Here is an 18,939-nt window from a genome sequence, read left to right on the forward strand (position 1 = left end):
ATATGAAATTTCCAAAAACAACTTTGATTTTAATACTTTTAGCCCTGGGTTTGGGTGGTTTTGTCTACTTTCATGAAATCAAAGGAAAAAATCAGCAAGCAGAAATAAAAATCCAAAACCAGAAAATTTTCGCTTTTACCGCTGATGATGTCCAATCTTTAACAATTAAAATTAAGGAGACAACATTACAACTAGAAAGAAGAAATACATCTGAAAACCCCCAATGGGAAATCAAATCTCCCATATCAGCACTAGCAAATGATGCAATTGTTTCTTACTTAATGGATTTATTAGTTAACGGTAAAAGTGAAAGAACAGTATTAATTTCATCCGCTGAATTATCAGAATTTGCTTTAGATAAACCTGTAGCAACTATTGATATTAAACTAAAAAATCAACAAAGCCATCAATTGATTTTAGGTAAAGGTGATTTTAATAATCAATTTTTATATGCTCAAGCTGATAGTAACAAAAATATGAACTTATTGTTAGTGTCTAAAGATTTTGTAAATGCAGTCAATCGAGACATATCTGAATGGAAACAACCAGCAGAAAAGATTGATATACAACCATTACCTAATCTTCCTTCCCCAACTCCTACAAATAAATAATGTATAATCTCGTTCCCATACTCTGTATGGGAATGGATTCTAGAAGGCTCTGCCTTCATTATAGTCGGGGCAATTCTAGAAGGTTCTGCTCTCAATTATAGTCGAGGCAGAGCCTCTGTGATAGCATTCCCAGTCAGAGACTGGGAACGAGATTTCAAATAGCAAAAATTATTATTTCTTATTTTCAATGACAAAACAAACAGCAACTTTATTAATTTCTTGTCCAGATCAAAAGGGATTGGTAGCGAAATTTGCCAATTTCATCTATGATCATGGTGGCAATATTACTCATGCAGATCAGCATACAGATTTTGAAGCTGGATTATTTTTAACTCGCATAGAATGGCAATTAAAAGGATTTAATTTACCAAAAGATTTAATTGCTCCCGCTTTTAATGCTATTGCTCAATCTTTAAATGCAAAATGGGAATTACACTTTTCTGATACTCTTCCCCGCATTGCTATTTGGGTAAGTCGTCAAGATCATTGTTTATTTGATTTAATTTGGAGATATCACGCTAAAGAATTTCATGGAGAGATTCCTTTGATTATTAGTAATCATCCCCATTTACAACCAGTGGTTGCACAATTTGGTATTGATTACCATCATATACCCATTACTAAAGACAATAAACAAGAACAAGAAGCTAAACAACTAGAATTACTACATGAATACAAAATTGATTTAGTAGTTTTAGCCAAATATATGCAAATAGTTAGCGCGGATTTTATTGAAAAATTCCCGCAAATTATTAATATCCATCATTCATTTTTACCTGCATTTATTGGGGCTAATCCCTATCATCGCGCCTTTGAAAGAGGAGTAAAAATTATTGGTGCAACAGCCCATTATGCTACCCCTAACTTAGATGCAGGACCAATTATTGAACAGGATGTAGTGCGGGTAAGTCATCGAGATGAGGTGAATGATTTAATTAGAAAAGGTAAAGATTTAGAAAGAATTGTGTTAGCAAGAGCGGTGAGATTGCATTTACAAAATCGCGTTTTAGTTTATGGAAATAGAACGGTAGTTTTTGAGTAAATTTATTTAATCTGAATTAATCATCTTCGCTATCGTTTCCATCATCAAAAAAAGCCGATGAGAATAATCAGGAAAGCAAATGAATTGATAATGCTCATAAAAAGAATGGGCTTGATTATCTTTAGCATCAACAACTACCGCAATTGTCGCAATTTCACTTTGCAAACTCCGATATAAGGCATCCATTAACAACATTTCCCCCAAACCTTTTTGACGATGATTTTGATCAACGGCTAATCTACCTAAAAGGGTAGCAGGAAGTTCAGGATATTTTGGTAGTTTTTTCGTGATTTCTATGGGCAATTCTCCTAGTTTAATACGTGTTGCTGATAATGTATAATAACCTGCGACGAAACCAGAATTTTTTTCTACTAAAACGAATGGGGCTGCTGTCCGTTTACGTGCATCTTGCCCAGCTTGTGCTTGGAAATATTTATCTAGTTTATCAACACCAGAACAAAAAGCCGCGCGGTTATGCTTTTTGCCTAGCGGCTCTATTAAATAATGATTAAAAGCATCAAAATTATCTGTTAACTGCACTTACTACACCCATATTCTTTTTGTAGCGTTGAGCCGCAAGCCGTAACTTTTCGCTGGGTTCTGGTGGATTAAGCAGTGCTTCTACAAAAATTTCTTGGTCTTTTCTGCTTAAAACCATGATTTCATTTTCCTGAATAATCTGGTTTGCAGCACTGACAAGACTACTAACTACAAAATCTGTAAGTGTTCGCCCTTGAATATCTGCCGCACGTTGAAACAATTCCTTATTTTCTGGACTGATACGGGCTTCTAATCGTTCTGATTTGGAACGCAAGGATTTTTCTGGGCTGTTTCTAGCCACTGAGTGAGTCATGATACTTTCTACACAATAAATGTGATGTGTAAATCTTTAGTGTACGGCAAATGTCCTAACAAATAATAGTGTACTGATTTATTCAACAAATGTCAACTATCCCCAATCTCCAGACTTTCCACCTGTCTTACTGACTAAATGAATCGCTTCAATCTGAATTGATTTCTCTAACGCTTTAGCCATATCATATAAAGTTAAAGCGGCAATAGACACCGCTGTTAAAGCTTCCATTTCTACCCCAGTTTCCGCTTTAGTTTTGACAGTGGCATCAATTTGATAACCAGGTAGTTGGGCATCGGGGATAATCTCCACAGTGATTTTCTGTAAGGGTAAGGGGTGACAAAGGGGAATTAAATTAGCTGTCTGTTTAGCAGCCATGATTCCCGCTAACCTAGCAGTTGCTAAAACGTTCCCCTTGGGGGTGTTACCGGCTTGAATAGCGGCGAACGTCTCAGGTAACATTCGCACCTTACCAGTGGCTACAGCTTGGCGAATGGTGGCGACTTTGCCTGATACATCAACCATTTGAGCCTCTCCTTGGGCATCCAAATGGGTTAGTGGAAAAGAATTTGAAAAATTAGCTTGCGTCATTGGGAAAGTATGTGCTATTATTAGATTCGTGGGTCAAGGGTGTGTAGCTCAGTGGACTAGAGCACGTGGCTACGAACCACGGTGTCGGGGGTTCGAATCCCTCCTCGCCCATTTTATAATTAAAAATGCACAAGTTCCTTTTTTGGAGTTTGTGCATTTTTAATGGGTTGAATAAACGAACCACAGAGGCACAGAGAACACAGAGAAAGAAGAAATAGAGCAGGTTTTTGCGTCAGTTTTGGGATATTTTTTTATTTGGTAGTTTCTAACAGAGATTTGGTGACAAATATCGTAGAGACGTTCCATGAAACGTCTCTACAAGGGTTGTTGATAATCCATATCTAATTTTTGAAGATATTATTTCACAGCATAGATATCTTCTGTGCGACCAAAGGCAAAACGTAGAGATTGAGGGATATTACGACTAGACTGGGTAAGGAAGATGATCATGGCTATCACAGTTAAACCCGTAGTCAAACCAAACATATTCCGATAACCCAGGGTTTCGGCAAATGTACCAAAAATTGGACCAGCTATAGCCAAACCGATATCAAATCCCATTAAGGAAGCACCAAATATTCTCCCGCGTTCATGGGGTAAAGCCCTATCTGTCATTAATACAGAAATCATGGGAATGAGTGTACCAGAAGCAGCACCTTCCATCAATGCTCCTAATAAGAACATGAAAGAGTTATTTGCTTGCCAAACGCAGATGATAGAGAGTGTATAAGCTATTAAACTCATGGTGACAAACAAACCCCGACCATATCTATCAGAAGCTTTACCACTAAATAATCTACAACTAAAACTGGAGACAGCGGCAGCAGAGAAAAAGAAACCTGGATTTAAATCAACGCCGGTTGATTTGATAAATAGGGAGATAAAAGTATGCAAACTACCTAAAGTCAAACCACTCAGCAATAAGACAATGGCCGGAATTCGCACGCGAGGACTAGTTAATATTTGCCAAAAGTTATCATTTTTGCTGTTATGTGGTTTGGTGATAATAGGTGGATTGACAATGGGGATTATACATAATAAACCCATGCCACCTAAAGCCGCAGATGATAAAAATAACGGAGTATAACCAGCACTTGCTTGCAAAAATCCCCCGATAGCGGGACCTATTCCCACACCTAAAGGACTCACCAAACTCATGTAACCAACAACTTCCCCACGTCGGTGTTCTGGTGCTAAATCACTGACTAAGGCAATGTAAGCTGTGGCAAAAGCAGCGATACTAATGCCATGAAAGGAGCGAATTACCATGAGGGGGATAATTGATTTTACACATAAATATCCCAAAGGAGCGATCGCTGCCACGGACATTCCAATCAATAATACTATTTTACGACCCCGTATATCTGCTAAAGCCCCCATTGACGGGCGACATAGCAACATCCCAATGGCAAAGCTACCCATAACAATGCCAATTTCTTGTTTGCTTGCACCAATATGTTCAATATATAAGGGTAAGGTAGGCAATAACGAGGCCAAACCTGACCAGAAAAACAAACCCGCTGCAAATAACATGAGCAGGTTTTTTCGCAGTTCAGCGTCAAAAGTATCAAAAGCTTTCACGGCAGATGCAATAATGCAAAAAGTATTATTTCTCTATTGTTACGTTACTTAATATTTTTCGCCACAACTTCCCGCACCCGATAGATTGGTCGTCCTTGAGATTCATGATAGGTCCGCATCAGTAATTCTGCCAAAAGGCCGAAGCAAAATAGCTGTACTCCTGTTACTAAAAGCAACACTGCCAAAATCAATAAAGGACGGCTACCAATATCTACATGAAAAGCCAATTTGATAACAGTCAAATATATACCTATTCCTCCCCCAGAAACCATAGAAATTAAGCCTAATAGCCCAAAAACGTGCATGGGACGGGTGAGAAACTTCTTCATAAACAGAATAGTTAATAAATCCATCAATACCCGGAACGTCCGCGATATGCCATACTTACTTTTTCCAAAGCGTCGCGCATGATGACGGACAGGTACTTCTGTAATTCTCGCCCCTTCAATATATGCCAATGCAGGTAAAAAGCGGTGTAGTTCTCCATAAAGATTCATATCTGCAACCAATTCAGATCGATAAGCTTTCAAAGAACAACCATAATCATGAATATAGACGCTTGTAGCCCGACGAATTAACCAATTGGCGATTTTAGAAGGAAGTAACCGATTTAATGCCCCATCTTGACGATTTTGCCGCCAACCACTAACTAAATCATAACCCTCCTCTAGCTTTGCTAATAACATGGGAATATCAGCGGGGTCATTTTGCAAATCAGCGTCTAAAGTCACAATTACTTTAGCTGTAGCATAATTAAAACCCGCAGACATAGCCGCAGTTTGTCCATAGTTACGTCGCAGAATGATCGCTTTTAAATCAGTGCGCGTTTGGGCTTGTGCTTTGAGAAATTCTGCTGTACCATCACTAGAACCATCATCTACACAAATAATTTCATAATTCAATTCACTAGCGGTGAGAGTCGTAGAAATGGCTTCTAGTAATAAGGGTAAACTTTCGACCTCATCTTTTATGGGGACAACTATAGATACATCTAAAGTTGGTGATTGGTGATTGGTCATTGCTAATAACTGATTTGAAAGGGAAATAGATCCCCGACTTCTAAAAGAAGTCGGGGATCTGGGGAGTAACTTTTCATAACTCTACCAGCACCGCGTAGTTGTTGATAATAAGCCTGACTAACTTTGTCTCCCTGTGACGAAAGTTGGTCAATACCAATACCGTTGCGTCCTTGATCTTTTCCTGAACTGTGAATATAGCAATTATTACCCAAATATAATCCTACGTGGGTGGCTTTTTGAGGAGTACCAAAAAAGATTAAATCCCCTGGTTGTAATTCTTTAATATCAATTGTTTGGGTAAAAGCTTCTTGTTGATAAGCATCTCTTGGTAGCCAAATACCTACGGATTTAAATGCTGCTTGCATTAAACCAGAACAGTCATAATTAGGTGCAACTGTGCCACCCCAAAGATAATAATTGTCTTGTGCTTTTGCTGCTTGGGTAAAAGCGATAACTGTGGGTATGTGTTGTTGAATTTCTGCGGTTGAGATGAATTGGGGTTGATATACTGTTTCTGCGGGTTGGAGAAACTGCAAATCTGGAACAGATAACCATCCTGGATAGTTATCTTCACATAAACAAACTTCAACTGCTGTATCTTGATGATTTGATGTTATTCGTAAATGTCGTCCTGTTGCAGCTTGGGTGGTTAAACTGACGCATTCGGGAGAATTATAGAGATTGAGGTCGCGTAAACATTGATATTCTGTTGTAGGAGAATGGGGAATTAATAAGTTTAAAGACATGAGTAATATGTAATATTTTCTAAATCAGAATTTACAGGATTTAAAGATGTACATAATGGTAATTTTATCACCTTTCTGTTAGAGGGTGTTTAAAAAGTTATGATTGATGTATCAAATATTTTTAACCCCACCCTAACCCTCCCCTTGTTAAGGGGAGGGAACTGGATTTTCTGGTTTCCCCCATTTCCAAGGGGGGACTAAGGGGGGTAATTTAATTACAGAAGTATCCGGTAAGCGTAAAGCTCAGTGGCTTCAGCCCTGAGATATAAGCGACACGAGCGGTCTTAACCGCCTTAAATCTTGTACCGCTAAATATCTTGACAATCTTACACCATGAAGAGTAGTATAAGGTTGGAGGTAAAAGCGATGCTAGTTTTTGAGTTCAAAACTTACGGGAAATCGGTTCAATTTAGCGCAGTAGATGATGCAATTCGCACCGCTCAATTCGTTCGGAATAGCTGTATTCGGCTATGGATGGACGTAAAAGATACGGGCAAAAACGACTTGCAGAAATATTGCGCTGTTTTGGCGGCTAATTTTCCATTCGCTAATGAACTTAACTCAATGGCACGACAAGCCAGTGCCGAACGAGCATGGTCTTCTATTTCTCGGTTTTACGATAACTGTAAAAAGAATATTCCTGGATTAAAGGGATATCCTCAGTTTCAAAAAGACTGCCGTTCTGTCGAATACAAAACATCAGGATGGAAGCTTTCAGAAGATCGTAAATCTATCACATTCACTGATAAAAAAGGTATTGGTAGATTAAAGATCAAAGGGACTCGTGATTTGCATTTTTATCAAATAAATCAAATTAAACGAGTTAGGTTAGTCAAACGGGCTGATGGCTATTATTGTCAGTTTTGCATTGATGTTAATCGCCAAGAAGATATAACTCCATCAGGAAATACAGTTGGATTAGATATAGGCTTGAAAGAATACTACACTGACTCCAATGGTGTGATGATTGAGAATCCTAAATTTCTGCGTATTGGAGAAAAGATTCTTAAACGTTCACAACGTCGTGCTTCCAGAAAAGTCAAAGGTTCAAAAAATAGAGGCAAAGCTAGACAGATTTTAGGTAAACGCCACCTCAAAATAAGTAGGAAACGTAAAGACCATGCTGTGAAATTAGCACGGTGCGTAGTTCAGTCAAACGACTTGATATCCTACGAAGATTTGAGAATTAAAAATATGGTGAAAAATCATTGTTTAGCCAAGTCTATTAACGACGCATCTTGGTATCAGTTTCGTGTCCAGGGGAAACGCATCTAAATTATCTTGACAGAATACTATATTAGTGCATCAATATGGGAAAATATCTAACTTCATTCAAAATCTGATAAATTCCTTTATTAAAATTATAAAAATTTCATAAATTTAGAGTAAGTATTTATTTTTAATGATGGATTTATTTTGTTCAGTTCTATATATTAATATCTATATTTTTTGGCATCAAAAATATAGATTCTATTGTAGAATCAACAGAAAAATAAATTGGTTATATTTATATTTGTCTATATTTTCTGATTTTTATCAGATACATTCTAAAATCTTCTCTAAATATTCATCATCCCATCCTGCACAAAACTGCTTACTTTTAGTTCCTAGTTTTTGGCTTTTTTCTTTTCCTAAAAGATTAACTGCTATATGACGAATAACTGCAAAGTTTTGTGGTGCATTATCCTTTCTTATCCGACAATCATCTTCTCTAAAAGCTACATCTAAAACCCAGTGTAATGAATTCTCTATACCCCAATGAGTGCGGACTGATTCTCCTAGTAATTTCGCATTATTTGTCAAACTACTTATATAATAGCCTGTCTCAACCTTCGTTTTTCCATTAACTTTTCGTATATATTCTACCATTCCTACACTTTGAAGATTTACCCATTTCTTATCAGTATCTATTCTTTCTTCTATGTCTGATAACATGAGATAATGACGAATCTCTTCTCTTCCATGTTTGTCTTCTTTTGTATGAAATTCACTATATTTGAATCCCTCAAACCCTTTAGATATAGCTTCTTTGAAGATTTCTTCTACATTCTTATATAAATTACCTTGATTCTTTTTGAGTGCGATAATATATTCGCCTGATTTTTCTGCAATTGATTTTACTATCTCTTTTTGACACCCCATCGCATCAATCGTTACTAAACATCCGGCTATATCTAATACTTTAATTAATTCCGGTATGGCTGTTATTTCATTTGACTTTTCTTCTACTTTACATTGTCCTAATACTAATTTATTACTAGTTGCCCATGCACTTACCATGTGAATCGCACCTTTATCCTTTCCTTTATCATATGAATGCCTTAATGTTTTCCCATCTATTGCTATGACTTCTCCTTCTGTAATTTTATTGATAGATTTTATCCAACTCAAAAAACAATTCTGAAATTGTTGCGGATCTATTCTCGCAAATACTCTGGCGAATGTATCATGAGATGGAATCCCGTTTGGAAGTTCTAAAAATTGTTTTAGCCATTTTTCTTTCTTTTTTCCATAAGCCTCCATCAATACCCAACTATCTACTCCACAGATCACTGCACAAATCGCAATGGTTACTATATCTATTAATTTATGCCTTTTTGTTCTCTCAACTCTTTTATCTTCTAAATCTTTAAAGTGATCTACTATTGTGATTTTTGGTGGTAGCTTCATTTTGTGAATTTTGTCTCTTTAGTTTTATTGAGAATACCACTTCAACTCATTTTATTGATTCTTATAGAAACGAATTTACCATCAAATTTTCTTCATACTCATTTATTGGCTTGATATTAACATGGTAATACTGCCCTTTTTATCTATTCATAGAAGTTACATTTTGTCAAAAAAAATTAGATGCGTTTCCCCTGCGTTTCCCCTGGGATTATATTGATGATAACTTTGATTTTTAGCAGTTTCTAAGGTTTGAATAGCTGCGGATATTTCCCCTAAACCCACTTGAGAACGGGACATAAATAAACGATATTGGCTATATTCTTGAGAGGGGAAATTGGAAATTTTAGTTAAAATATCTATTGCTTGTTGTGCGTATTGATTTGCTTTTAGATAGTCTTGTTTTTCTAAAGCTACTTCTGCGAGAAAACCATAATTTTGACCTAACCAAATTTGTGAAGGTACAGACGTTCCATGGAATGTCTCGATATTTTCAGATAATTTCAACGATTTTTGAGCTAGATTTTCTAAATCATTCCACGCTTTTAAATGTCGGAATATTTCACCTAAATCATTGATATATTGAATTACTAGATCTAATCTTCGCGCTTTTTCAAAAATCTCTAAAGCTTGCTGTAAATAATTTCTAGAATTTTGCCAATTTTCTAAATCTTCATCATTATTAATTTCTGCTTTGCGAGTATAAACTAAAGATATTTTTACCAATATTATCCCATAACGTTCTAATCCTCCCCTTAGCAAGGGGAGGGTGCGTGACAGCGCGGGTGGGGTATTATTATAATTTTGCCAACATTCTCCACTTTTTTGATAATAACTTAAAGCATCATCTAGATGATCTTGTTGATATTTCCGTAAACCAAAAGCTAAATCTAAACCAGCTTGTATTTCTGGGTTTATTACTGCTCCTCTATTTTGTAAATCCTGACTCGCAAATTCTATTTCTTGATAAGCTTGAGGAGTGGGAATATGATCATTAATAAATATTTCTTCTGTTCTTTCTCGAATTAGATTAATTAAATCCTCCGCATCATTTTCAAAATCCAGAATACTCCCCCAACTTTCTAAATCTGGTGCGACGCGGATAATTTTTTTAAGAATTTGATCATCTATCCAAATCAAAATCGGAAAAGGGAAATTTTTTCTAAATTCCTCTCGAATTTGATTAGACAAACTCAAAATGACATCAATGTTTTTCACAGAGTCCAAACCAGAAATCATTAAAGCTTGTGGTTGTTCATTTCCCAATTCTTGAGATATTTGATTATACAAACTTTTTGTAGACGCTGTTAAAGTTATTTCTCGAATAGGAATAGAGGAAACTTGATGAATTTGTGCTGATATTTGCTGACGTAATTTCGCATAATTACAACGTAGAAAAATCAACGATAATTGACCTTGAGAAAAATTAATTGCTCTCAATATCGTTCGCAAAGAATTTTCATTATTATCGGGAGAGATTTCTGGATTATTCATGACATTATTTCCTCATTTCAGTATTTTCTTGTTTCCTCCTTCGTAAGGGGAAAGGGGGGTAAAAACTACGGGATACCACTTTTAAAACATCCTCTTAAATCAAACATTTCTACGTTTCTATTAAAATTGGATTAATATCAAACCAAGATCCATTTTCATCTCGGTATTCAAATACAAACATACTGCGAAGTAGAATATCATATTTTTCATCTCCTCGATAGTTTTTTGTCTTTTGTACTTCTTTTAATAACTCCCATTCGTCAGGTGTAATTGCTAAATTTAACTCATTACAACGTTTTTTAATCACTGTTTCCAGACACTTTCGAGAAATTGGTGTATCTTCCATTTGTAAACAACGAAATAATAACATTAACAAGTTACGCAAATGACCACCACTAACTTTACAAAGTCGTTCTAATGTCTCAGGACTATCAAATATTTTTGTAATTAAATTTTGACTTTCCTCTCCACTGACTCCGGGAAAAGCTCTTTTCATAATCATTTCTTTTAATAGTGTAATTCCTGCAGGATAATCTACACCATTCCTTTTTTTAACTGCTACCATTGGTAGAACTTTAGGGTCTACCCCAAAACGATTTGTTAATCTACCTAAAGCATTAGAAAATATCAAAACTAGAGGAATTGTATAAACAACATGACATTTTAATTTATTTAATTGTTCACCCCTTTCTACAAATAGATATTCTGGTTGATATTGACCATTTGGTTTAACAGCATTATCTACCCTATCTAGGTTATCAATAATTACAACTAAACCTGATTTACCACGTTTTTTTAGTCTTTCTCTTGCAGGAATAAGTAATTCTTGATTAATTGATTCTAAAATTCCATTGGTGCGAGGTTCTAAATATTGTCGAAGTTGACCCCGCAATTTAGGACTATCCTTTGTTTTAGCAGTAATTTTGCCAATACCTACAGATAATTCCGCTTCAAAACCAATATCTAAGGGTGTTTGTAAAAGTTCCGCTATTTCTGTAAATAGATTTTGAAAGTATCCTGGTTTGAGTTTAATTTCTGCTGCTTCTAAACTTTGACTAACTTCACGAGTGATCGCCAGTAAAATATCTGTAATATCAATATCGGCTAAATCTAAACTTTGACTAGACTCAAAATAAACTACATGAAATTCCAAGTCTTCCAATTCTGCTTTTAATCGCAGTAATTCAGTAGATTTACCACAACCAATATGTCCTGTAAATAATTGACAAGTGGGAATTTCAGGAGAAAGTAAAGCAATAGTTCTTTTAAATTCCCTAATAATTTCTGCACCCCGTACCTCGGAAAAATCAATATAATATTGTCTATCTTCAGATTTACTTTGATCAAGAGTTTTGTTAGGGTTACAAGCTTGATAAAATTTTGTTAAATCAAATGTCATGGTAAATTACCGGAAAATCATTCATTTATCATGGATATCTCAGTATTATACATAAAATCATAGAATCAAGCAAGATGTTAAGATGCCCATTATTGTCGGTAATTGTCCTAAATGATAAGATTAATGAACTATCAATAGTAAAAATATCATCAGGAATTTACAAATGGTTTTTTTTAATCAAGATCAACAACTAGAAAATATCGGTAATCAAATTGTAGAGGCAACTTGGGCAGAGTTTCCCACTTTAGCAGCAAATCAAATTGCTTTGACTTGGGTTGTCTATGATCCTCCCGCACCAGTTAATACAGGTGGTGCGCTGACTCCTAACGCTTTTTGGGAACATCCGGTGCGGGGTTTTAGCTATCGGGGAGGAGAACGGATTTATCCGGCCAGTGTGGTGAAGTTATTTTATTTGGTGGTGGTGCAAGAATGGCTAGAAAAAGGTATGAGTCAAACTTCGGGGGAATTAAACCGGGCTTTGACGGATATGATCGTTGATTCTAGTAATGATGCTACCAGTTTAATTGTGGATATCATCAGTGGGACTACTTCTGGTCCGCTGTTAAGTCCTGGTCCTTTTGAAACTTGGAAATATCAACGCAATATTATTAATCGCTATTACCAGTCCTTGGGGTGGGAGGAAATGCAAGCAATTAATGTCTGTCAAAAAACCTGGGGTGATGGTCCCTATGGCCGGGAAAGGGCTTTTTATGGGGAGATGTTTGAAAATCGGAATATGGTGACGACGGATGCCACTGCGAGATTATTACATAGTATCGTGGGTGGGGTGACGGTTTCTAGTGAGCGATCGCAATCTATGATGAATTTAATCAAACGTAATATTAACCCTGATGACTTACCCCAAGATGTGGAAGAAGACCAGGTTACAGGCTTCTTAGGCGGTGGATTACCTCAAAATAGTCAAATCTGGTCAAAAGCAGGTTGGACAAGCACAGTCCGCCATGATGCGGCTTATATTGAACTACCAGATCAACGTCCTTATCTGTTGGTGGTGTTTACGGAAGGGAAAGCACAAGCTAAGAGTCGGGAAATTTTACCTTTTGTGTCTGGAAGAATTGCAGAAGCGATCGCTAATTTATAAGAGCATCCGGTAAGCGTAAAACGAGCGCGGCTTGGCTCCCTGAGATATAAGCGACACGAGGGATTTTAATCCCTGTGGTATGTTAGAATTAAATTGTGAGTAAGAACAAAAAACATCTATGTGTTAAAGCATCCTAGTACGGAGCAATCCCGGCTTCTATGAAACAACGGTTAGGTTCAAGTCCTAACGGCAGTATGACTTAAAAGAGCGAGTAATGGCAGGGTGTGGAGCGTACCGAGTCTTGGCTTAGTGATGGATTCTGAAAACATTGAAAACAATAAAAGTAAGCGCAATTTCAACACCTTGATTGGCAGTTGTTTTGAGCGTCTAGGCGGCGTTTGGCGGTCGCAGCGAGATTGGATTGGGCTAAACCCTTAATCTAATTCTGTCAGTAGAATCTCAGTGGCTTGGCTCCCTGAGAGTGTCAAAGAATTGCAATTGCCGGGACTTAGCAACGGAAATAGGTAAAAATGGGGCGGATTTTTATTTCTGCGGCACATGGTGGCACAGAAGCGGGTAAAAATGACCCCGGTGCGATCGCTGGTGGCACAACGGAAGCAAAGGAAATGATTCTTTTGCGAGATTTGGTAGTGACAGAACTCCGTACCCGTAACGTAGAGGTTTTAGCTGTTCCTGATGATTTGAGTGCGGCTCAAACCATCGCTTGGATTAATGCTCGTGCTAATACCAAGGATGTAGCGCTAGAAATTCAAGCCAATGCTGCTAATAGTCCATCGGTGCGGGGAGCAAGTGCATTTTATATTGCCAAAAATGACCAACGCAAACAAAATGCCGAAATGGTATTAATGGCACTTTTGCGTCGTGTCCCCCAATTACCAAATCGCGGAGTAAAACCAGATACAGATAGTGGCTTGGGTAATTTACAATTTTGTCGTCAAACTGTGATTGGAGCTTTATTACTACAAGTCGGGTTTTTAAGCAGTCCTGAAGATCGGGCTTTATTACAAAGTCGTCGTCGTGATTTTGCCATCGGAATTGCGGAAGGACTGACTACTTGGAATCAAGCAAATGATCCTCAGCAACCAACGACCGAAAATTATTCTAGCATTAATATCAATATTAATGGACAAAATTACTCTGAACAAGGAGTATTAATTAATGGGAATGCTTACATCCCAATTGATTTAGTAGATCGGTTACGGATTGATATTTCCAAATTAGCTAATTTACGCCGAATTACCTATCGCCAAATAGTGTATATTAAAGCTGTAGAACTTCGAGACTCTCATATTTCTATTGATTGGGATAGTGCCACGCGCACAGTAAAATTACGCTCAATTTCAACAGTTTGTCCTGGACAAATTGAGCAACTTATCTCCAATGGTAATACATCAGAAGTACAGCTACAACTATTTCTAAAAACCAATAATGAAACCGCCATTACACAGTTTCCTGATCTTCCTAAACTATATCGAGAAGAAGCAACAATTGAAGGCATAAATCATGATATTGCTTTTTGTCAAATGTGTTTAGAAACTGGATTTTTACGGTTTGGTACTGACATTAAATCCCAGCAAAATAACTTTGCCGGTTTGGGTGCAGTTGGTGGTGGTGCGGAAGGAGCATCATTTCCCAGCGCCAGAATTGGTGTCAGAGCGCATATTCAACATTTAAAAGCCTATGCCAGTTTAGAACCTTTAGTCCAACAAGAAGTAGATCCTAGATTTCGCTTTGTTACTAGAGGAGTTGCGTCGTCAGTTCATCAATTGTCAGGGCGCTGGTCTGCGGATTTAGACTACGGAATTAAAATTACAGCTATTCTCAGAAGACTCTATGAATCAGCAAATCTTTTGTAATTAGGGAACGGGGAAACAGGGAACAGGGAATAGGATAAAAATATTCTTTATTCTTCATTTTTCCTTCCTGAGTCCTGACTCCTCAATCCTGTTATAGTGCTATTAATGATGATTTGGAACAATATTTGTGTTTCCCCTCTACGATGACAACCCCACCCGAATTACTCCATATTTTACCTATGGGTTAATTGGAATGAATGTCCTAGTTTTTCTCCATGAAATAAACTTGTCAAGTCTACAACTAGAACAATTTTTTCAATTGTATGCGGTAATACCGCAAGAATTAACCATTAACTGGAGTCGAGAGTGGACAACCTTATTTACATCACAATTTTTGCATGGAGGTTGGTGGCACTTAATATCCAATATGGTCTATTTGTGGGTATTTGGTAACAATATTGAAGACCGCTTAGGACATTTTAAATATCTATTGTTTTATTTAACCTGTGGGGCTATAGCTGCTCTATGTCAATGGTTTATTGGTATGTACTCTGCTGTTCCTTCCTTGGGAGCAAGTGGGGCAATTTCTGGAGTTTTAGGTGCATATTTAATCTGGTTTCCTCAAGCAAGAATTACCACTTTAATCTTTTTAGGTTTTTTTATCACCACAATTAATGTTCCGGCATTAGTAATTATTGGTATTTTCTTTGTGCAAAATCTCATTTCTGGTTTTGCTAGTCTCCAAGCAGCAGCTAATATGAGTGTAGAAACGGGAGGAGTCGCTTATTGGGCGCATCTTGGAGGTTTTGTCGTCGGGAGTATTTTTGCACTGGTGAATAGGGAATAGGGAATAGGGAATAGGGAATTGGTGATTGGTGATTGGTGATTGGTGATTGGTGATTGGTGATTGGTGATTGGTGATTGGTGATTGGTGATTGGTGATTGGTGATTGGTGATTGGTGATTGGTGATTGGTGATTAAATCCTTATTTTCATCCTGTTAATCCTTAAATCCTGGACATCCTGATAGCGAAGCGTGGCGTTAGCCATTTCTGACAATATTCTGACAATTTTCATATTAAATATTCAAATCTCGTAAAGCTAAACGAATTTGCTCTAAGCGAGTGCGGTTGACACCAAAATCAGAATCTCCCACACGAGAAGAAGAACGAATATGAATAACTGAATCATTGCTAGGAAAATAAAATTCTACATCATCAACGAATTTGAAAATGCGACTTTTAGAAATCGCATGAATATAATTATCTGTTTGTTCTATAACTGTGGTGCGGGGAACAACCGTGAGAACTTTGAGTAAGGTTTCTCTAGCCTTATCTCTTGTTACATCATAAGTGATTGGTGCAATAGCGTGTTTAGCATCAGCATTTTGACTGACAACACAGTTAGGGGAAGTTGGACAAGGACGAAGAGAACCTGATTCAATTCCCAAGTCAGAAGCCGAAGCAGTTGCAGGAACTATGCAACTAATGATCAGAGTTAGAAATATCGAGAAAATAATATTCCGTAGTCGGGCGATTGTTGTTAAATTGGACATAATCAGTTAATTACTATATTCTGTGATTTAAGATATATTATCAGCTTTTGATATATTATTGTCTGAATCGGGCGCATATAGTCGCTGGGGAAAGTACCAATGTACTTATGCTGTATTCGGGTAAATGGGTAGCCTTTCGCTTACCATCATGAAATAATATGCTTGTAGTTTAATTCCAGATTCTATTTATTCTCATCATCAATGCTATTGATCATTTCTTATGGCTGTATGATAAGCTTGAGTTATAGAAAATCAATAATACTTTTGATATTTATAACTTATAGCAATTTGCCTTTAGATTTTCTTAATAATTAATTGAGAATCTTTTCTATTTATCAACGAGGTTGCAATACTTTCCGCGATTTGCTATAATTTCAGAGAATTTCATAATTAGGTTACTATTGTCAATTTTGGATATTTCAAAAGATGTTAGTCTCAACCCCTTTATTGACAGTGGTTTCAGAAATTAATTTCCCAGGTTAATACAAAACTTTACAAAAATTTTAGCCATAAATTTGCTCAAACATGATCTAATTTGAGCGATAGTAAAAATTTACTATTGACAAATTGGTAGAAAAGTGATATTTGCACTGATATTATAGAGTGAACGTCTAAATATGGGTAGGGGTTTAGAAAATGATTCTAAGTTATCAAATCAGGTACGAGAAATAATTACCAATCCTGAGAATTTAATTTTTGTTACTGCTATTAGTGCTTGGGAAATTTCTATTAAACAGTCTTATTGAGATTTTATATGTTCAGAAATTTGTCTTAAAATTTCTTCAATATCAACAGATAAATACGGAAAAACGGAATCTTCAGAACCATCATGTAAATGATGGGGATAGGTTGAAATTTCAGGATGATGGGGTGCGTTATCCCAACGTTTTATTAGTTCTCTATTTTCAGCTTGCCAATGGAAACTATATTTAATTATTTCTACTTGTCCTGATGCTATTTGCAAGAATTCAAACATTTCTAAAAAGCTACCATCTTTTAATGTCAGACGATAACGCCATAGTCCTTTATCAGTTTGTGATTCTTCTCGAATAATCGTTAAATTTACGACTTCTGGACAAAGTGCAATTACAGATTTTATCCATGCCAAATAGTCATCGGCATTTCTAACATTTTTCATAAAGCTTGTTCTAATTTATGGATTTTTTGGAAGATATCTTTGCGTAGTTCACATAAGCCGAACCATTCAAAAAAATCCATTTCATCTCCTAAATTTCCTGAGTTAAATTGTTCTAAAAATTGTTCAGAAGCGAGTTGATATTTTTGCTCAAATTTATCTATATCTAAGTTATAGATAGCGATTTTTTGACGATAACGGGTTAAAATTAAATTTAAAAGTTGTCCGATAATTCTATCTAATTCTGTGTTGTCGCTACAGTTTTCACTCAACAATTCTAATTTTTCTAATGTATTCATAATTATATATATGTTTTTAGTGAATTTTTTCTTGATTATACACTATTCGAGGCAATAAATACCATATATGGGTGCGGCTCTTTTAGAGGGTGTTTGAAAAGTCTAATTTATTACTTGCAAGGGCGACTAGAAGTCGCGGAACCACACAGACGAAACCCACCTTCGTGGGTTCAAAAGCCTTGATTTTTCGTTAGTCCACGCAGGTGGACTTTGTTTGTGTAGTAGCGATTTCTAATCGCCGGAAACTTTTCAAACATCCTCTTAGGAAGACAAAATACTACATCCGCGTCTGGGGATTGTACAATTTGCCCAAACCCGCTATACTTGTACAATAAACAGTACAGGTTCTCCGCCAATGAAAATTATCTCTTTTAGCGAGGCCAGAAATAGTCTGAAAACGGTTTTAGACCAGGTGACGGAAGATGCCGACTATACAATTATCACTAGACGGGATGCTGATGATACAGTGGTGATGTCCCTGGAGTTTTTTAATAGTCTCATGGAGACTGTGCATTTATTGAAGTCTCCGGCAAATGCAGCCCATTTAGAACGTTCCATTGCTCAATTTAAGCAGGGGAAAGTGGTGCAGCGAGATTTGTTAAATGAGTAGAATGTTGGCTTGGACTGATGAGGCTTGGGGTAATTATCTTTACTGGCAAGGGCAAGACAAAAAGACTCTCAAAAGAATCAATAAGTTGATTGAGGAGACGATGCGGATGCCTTTTGAGGGTATTGGTAAACCAGAGCCTCTCAAGGAAAATTTAGCCGGATTTTGGTCACGGCGAATTGATGATACAAATCGTTTGGTTTATGCTGTTGATGATGTCTATGTAACTATTATTTCTTGCCGATATCATTATTAATTTTGCACTAAGTAGGTTGGCGTTAAAAATTGTCGTTATGACAAGGGAACAGGGAAGAGGTTTTGGGAGATTTTACTTTTCTTTACAGAGTTTGGTTTTATAATGTTGACCTAGTTATATTATTCATAATGGCTGTATGATAAGCTTAAATTATAGAAAATCAATAATACTTTTGATATTTATAACTTTTAGCAATTTGCCTTTAGATTTTCTTAATAATTAATTG

General features: G+C 36.5%; 19 protein-coding genes, 1 tRNA gene and 1 pseudogene. 9 read left to right on the forward strand and 12 right to left on the reverse strand.

Annotated features, from left to right (window positions below):
• Nucleotides 1–2: 2 nt before the first annotated feature.
• Nucleotides 3–611 carry a DUF4340 domain-containing protein gene (locus tag HGD76_RS01780; RefSeq protein WP_168694783.1) on the forward strand — a complete coding sequence of 203 codons (609 nt, stop codon included), beginning with the start codon at nucleotides 3–5 and terminating at the stop codon, nucleotides 609–611.
• Between the two features lie 187 nt (nucleotides 612–798).
• Nucleotides 799–1,653: a formyltetrahydrofolate deformylase gene (gene purU / locus HGD76_RS01785; protein WP_168694784.1), complete on the forward strand. Its 855-nt coding sequence runs from the start codon at nucleotides 799–801 to the stop codon at nucleotides 1,651–1,653.
• A gap of 6 nt (nucleotides 1,654–1,659) precedes the next feature.
• Here purU and HGD76_RS01790 read toward each other — a convergent pair whose 3' ends face one another.
• From HGD76_RS01790 to moaC, 3 genes are all read right to left on the reverse strand, one after another.
• Complete coding sequence (locus HGD76_RS01790; protein ID WP_168694785.1) at nucleotides 1,660–2,193, reverse strand: GNAT family N-acetyltransferase; 534 nt, start codon at nucleotides 2,191–2,193, stop codon at nucleotides 1,660–1,662.
• A complete protein-coding gene (locus HGD76_RS01795) occupies nucleotides 2,177–2,506 on the reverse strand; it encodes a type II toxin-antitoxin system TacA family antitoxin (RefSeq protein WP_168694786.1) in 330 nt (109 codons plus the stop codon). The genes HGD76_RS01790 and HGD76_RS01795 overlap by 17 nt, the downstream gene beginning before the upstream one ends.
• A 96-nt stretch (nucleotides 2,507–2,602) precedes the next feature.
• Nucleotides 2,603–3,097, reverse strand: a complete 495-nt coding sequence (moaC, locus tag HGD76_RS01800) for a cyclic pyranopterin monophosphate synthase MoaC (RefSeq protein ID WP_168694787.1) — start codon at nucleotides 3,095–3,097, stop codon at nucleotides 2,603–2,605.
• 37 nt (nucleotides 3,098–3,134) lie between these two features.
• On the opposite strand from moaC, the gene HGD76_RS01805 reads away from it, so the two are divergent.
• Nucleotides 3,135–3,208, forward strand: a tRNA-Arg gene (locus HGD76_RS01805).
• 246 nt (nucleotides 3,209–3,454) lie between these two features.
• On the opposite strand, the gene HGD76_RS01810 is transcribed toward HGD76_RS01805, so the two are convergent.
• Genes HGD76_RS01810 through HGD76_RS01820 form a run of 3 tightly spaced genes read right to left on the reverse strand, consistent with a single transcriptional unit; the run spans nucleotide 3,455 to nucleotide 6,443 of the window.
• A complete protein-coding gene (locus tag HGD76_RS01810; RefSeq protein WP_168694788.1) occupies nucleotides 3,455–4,678 on the reverse strand; it encodes an MFS transporter in 1,224 nt (407 codons plus the stop codon).
• Nucleotides 4,679–4,722: 44 nt separating this feature from the next.
• The gene (locus tag HGD76_RS01815; RefSeq protein WP_168694789.1) at nucleotides 4,723–5,697 is read right to left on the reverse strand and encodes a glycosyltransferase family 2 protein; all 975 of its coding nucleotides are present in this window, start codon (nucleotides 5,695–5,697) and stop codon (nucleotides 4,723–4,725) included.
• A 2-nt stretch (nucleotides 5,698–5,699) separates the two neighbouring features.
• Nucleotides 5,700–6,443, reverse strand: coding sequence for a C40 family peptidase (locus HGD76_RS01820; protein WP_168694790.1), 744 nt, complete (start codon nucleotides 6,441–6,443; stop codon nucleotides 5,700–5,702).
• Nucleotides 6,444–6,809: 366 nt separating this feature from the next.
• Between HGD76_RS01820 and HGD76_RS01825 the strand changes: the two are divergent.
• Nucleotides 6,810–7,700, forward strand: a pseudogene (locus HGD76_RS01825) (RNA-guided endonuclease InsQ/TnpB family protein); the annotation flags it as partial.
• A gap of 279 nt (nucleotides 7,701–7,979) precedes the next feature.
• Here HGD76_RS01825 and HGD76_RS01830 read toward each other — a convergent pair.
• The 3 genes from HGD76_RS01830 to HGD76_RS01840 form a co-directional block, all read right to left on the reverse strand.
• Nucleotides 7,980–9,113 (reverse strand): ISAs1-like element ISAsp2 family transposase, encoded by a 1,134-nt coding sequence (locus HGD76_RS01830; protein WP_168694588.1) that lies wholly within the window; start codon nucleotides 9,111–9,113, stop codon nucleotides 7,980–7,982.
• A 156-nt stretch (nucleotides 9,114–9,269) separates the two neighbouring features.
• Nucleotides 9,270–10,604, reverse strand: a complete 1,335-nt coding sequence (locus HGD76_RS01835) for a tetratricopeptide repeat protein (protein WP_210967700.1) — start codon at nucleotides 10,602–10,604, stop codon at nucleotides 9,270–9,272.
• A gap of 109 nt (nucleotides 10,605–10,713) precedes the next feature.
• The gene (locus HGD76_RS01840) at nucleotides 10,714–12,003 is read right to left on the reverse strand and encodes a P-loop NTPase fold protein (RefSeq protein ID WP_168694791.1); all 1,290 of its coding nucleotides are present in this window, start codon (nucleotides 12,001–12,003) and stop codon (nucleotides 10,714–10,716) included.
• A 163-nt stretch (nucleotides 12,004–12,166) separates the two neighbouring features.
• Here HGD76_RS01840 and HGD76_RS01845 point away from each other — a divergent pair, with 163 nt between their 5' ends.
• From HGD76_RS01845 to HGD76_RS01855, 3 genes are all read left to right on the forward strand, one after another.
• The gene (locus HGD76_RS01845) at nucleotides 12,167–13,105 is read left to right on the forward strand and encodes a serine hydrolase (RefSeq protein WP_148762603.1); all 939 of its coding nucleotides are present in this window, start codon (nucleotides 12,167–12,169) and stop codon (nucleotides 13,103–13,105) included.
• A gap of 470 nt (nucleotides 13,106–13,575) precedes the next feature.
• Entirely contained in the window at nucleotides 13,576–14,922 is a 1,347-nt protein-coding gene (gene tftA / locus HGD76_RS01850) for a hormogonium tapered terminus morphoprotein TftA (RefSeq protein WP_148762601.1), read from the forward strand.
• 127 nt (nucleotides 14,923–15,049) lie between these two features.
• Nucleotides 15,050–15,709, forward strand: a complete 660-nt coding sequence (locus HGD76_RS01855) for a rhomboid family intramembrane serine protease (RefSeq protein ID WP_168694792.1) — start codon at nucleotides 15,050–15,052, stop codon at nucleotides 15,707–15,709.
• A 230-nt stretch (nucleotides 15,710–15,939) separates the two neighbouring features.
• Here the strand turns inward: HGD76_RS01855 and HGD76_RS01860 are convergent, their stop codons facing one another.
• From HGD76_RS01860 to HGD76_RS01870, 3 genes are all read right to left on the reverse strand, one after another.
• On the reverse strand, nucleotides 15,940–16,416 hold the full coding sequence (locus tag HGD76_RS01860; protein WP_168694793.1) for a DUF1499 domain-containing protein: 477 nt from the start codon (nucleotides 16,414–16,416) through the stop codon (nucleotides 15,940–15,942).
• A gap of 739 nt (nucleotides 16,417–17,155) precedes the next feature.
• The gene (locus tag HGD76_RS01865; RefSeq protein ID WP_168694794.1) at nucleotides 17,156–17,554 is read right to left on the reverse strand and encodes a toxin-antitoxin system TumE family protein; all 399 of its coding nucleotides are present in this window, start codon (nucleotides 17,552–17,554) and stop codon (nucleotides 17,156–17,158) included.
• Nucleotides 17,551–17,850, reverse strand: coding sequence for a hypothetical protein (locus HGD76_RS01870; RefSeq protein WP_168694795.1), 300 nt, complete (start codon nucleotides 17,848–17,850; stop codon nucleotides 17,551–17,553). The genes HGD76_RS01865 and HGD76_RS01870 overlap by 4 nt, the downstream gene beginning before the upstream one ends.
• A 355-nt stretch (nucleotides 17,851–18,205) precedes the next feature.
• Between HGD76_RS01870 and HGD76_RS01875 the strand changes: the two genes are divergently transcribed.
• Together HGD76_RS01875 and HGD76_RS01880 are read left to right on the forward strand one after the other, a co-directional pair.
• Complete coding sequence (locus tag HGD76_RS01875; RefSeq protein WP_027401523.1) at nucleotides 18,206–18,460, forward strand: type II toxin-antitoxin system Phd/YefM family antitoxin; 255 nt, start codon at nucleotides 18,206–18,208, stop codon at nucleotides 18,458–18,460.
• Nucleotides 18,453–18,713, forward strand: coding sequence for a Txe/YoeB family addiction module toxin (locus HGD76_RS01880; RefSeq protein WP_027401524.1), 261 nt, complete (start codon nucleotides 18,453–18,455; stop codon nucleotides 18,711–18,713). The genes HGD76_RS01875 and HGD76_RS01880 overlap by 8 nt, the downstream gene beginning before the upstream one ends.
• Nucleotides 18,714–18,939 lie beyond the last annotated feature (226 nt).

Source organism: Dolichospermum flos-aquae CCAP 1403/13F (assembly GCF_012516395.1).
In the GTDB taxonomy this organism is placed as follows: domain Bacteria; phylum Cyanobacteriota; class Cyanobacteriia; order Cyanobacteriales; family Nostocaceae; genus Dolichospermum; species Dolichospermum lemmermannii.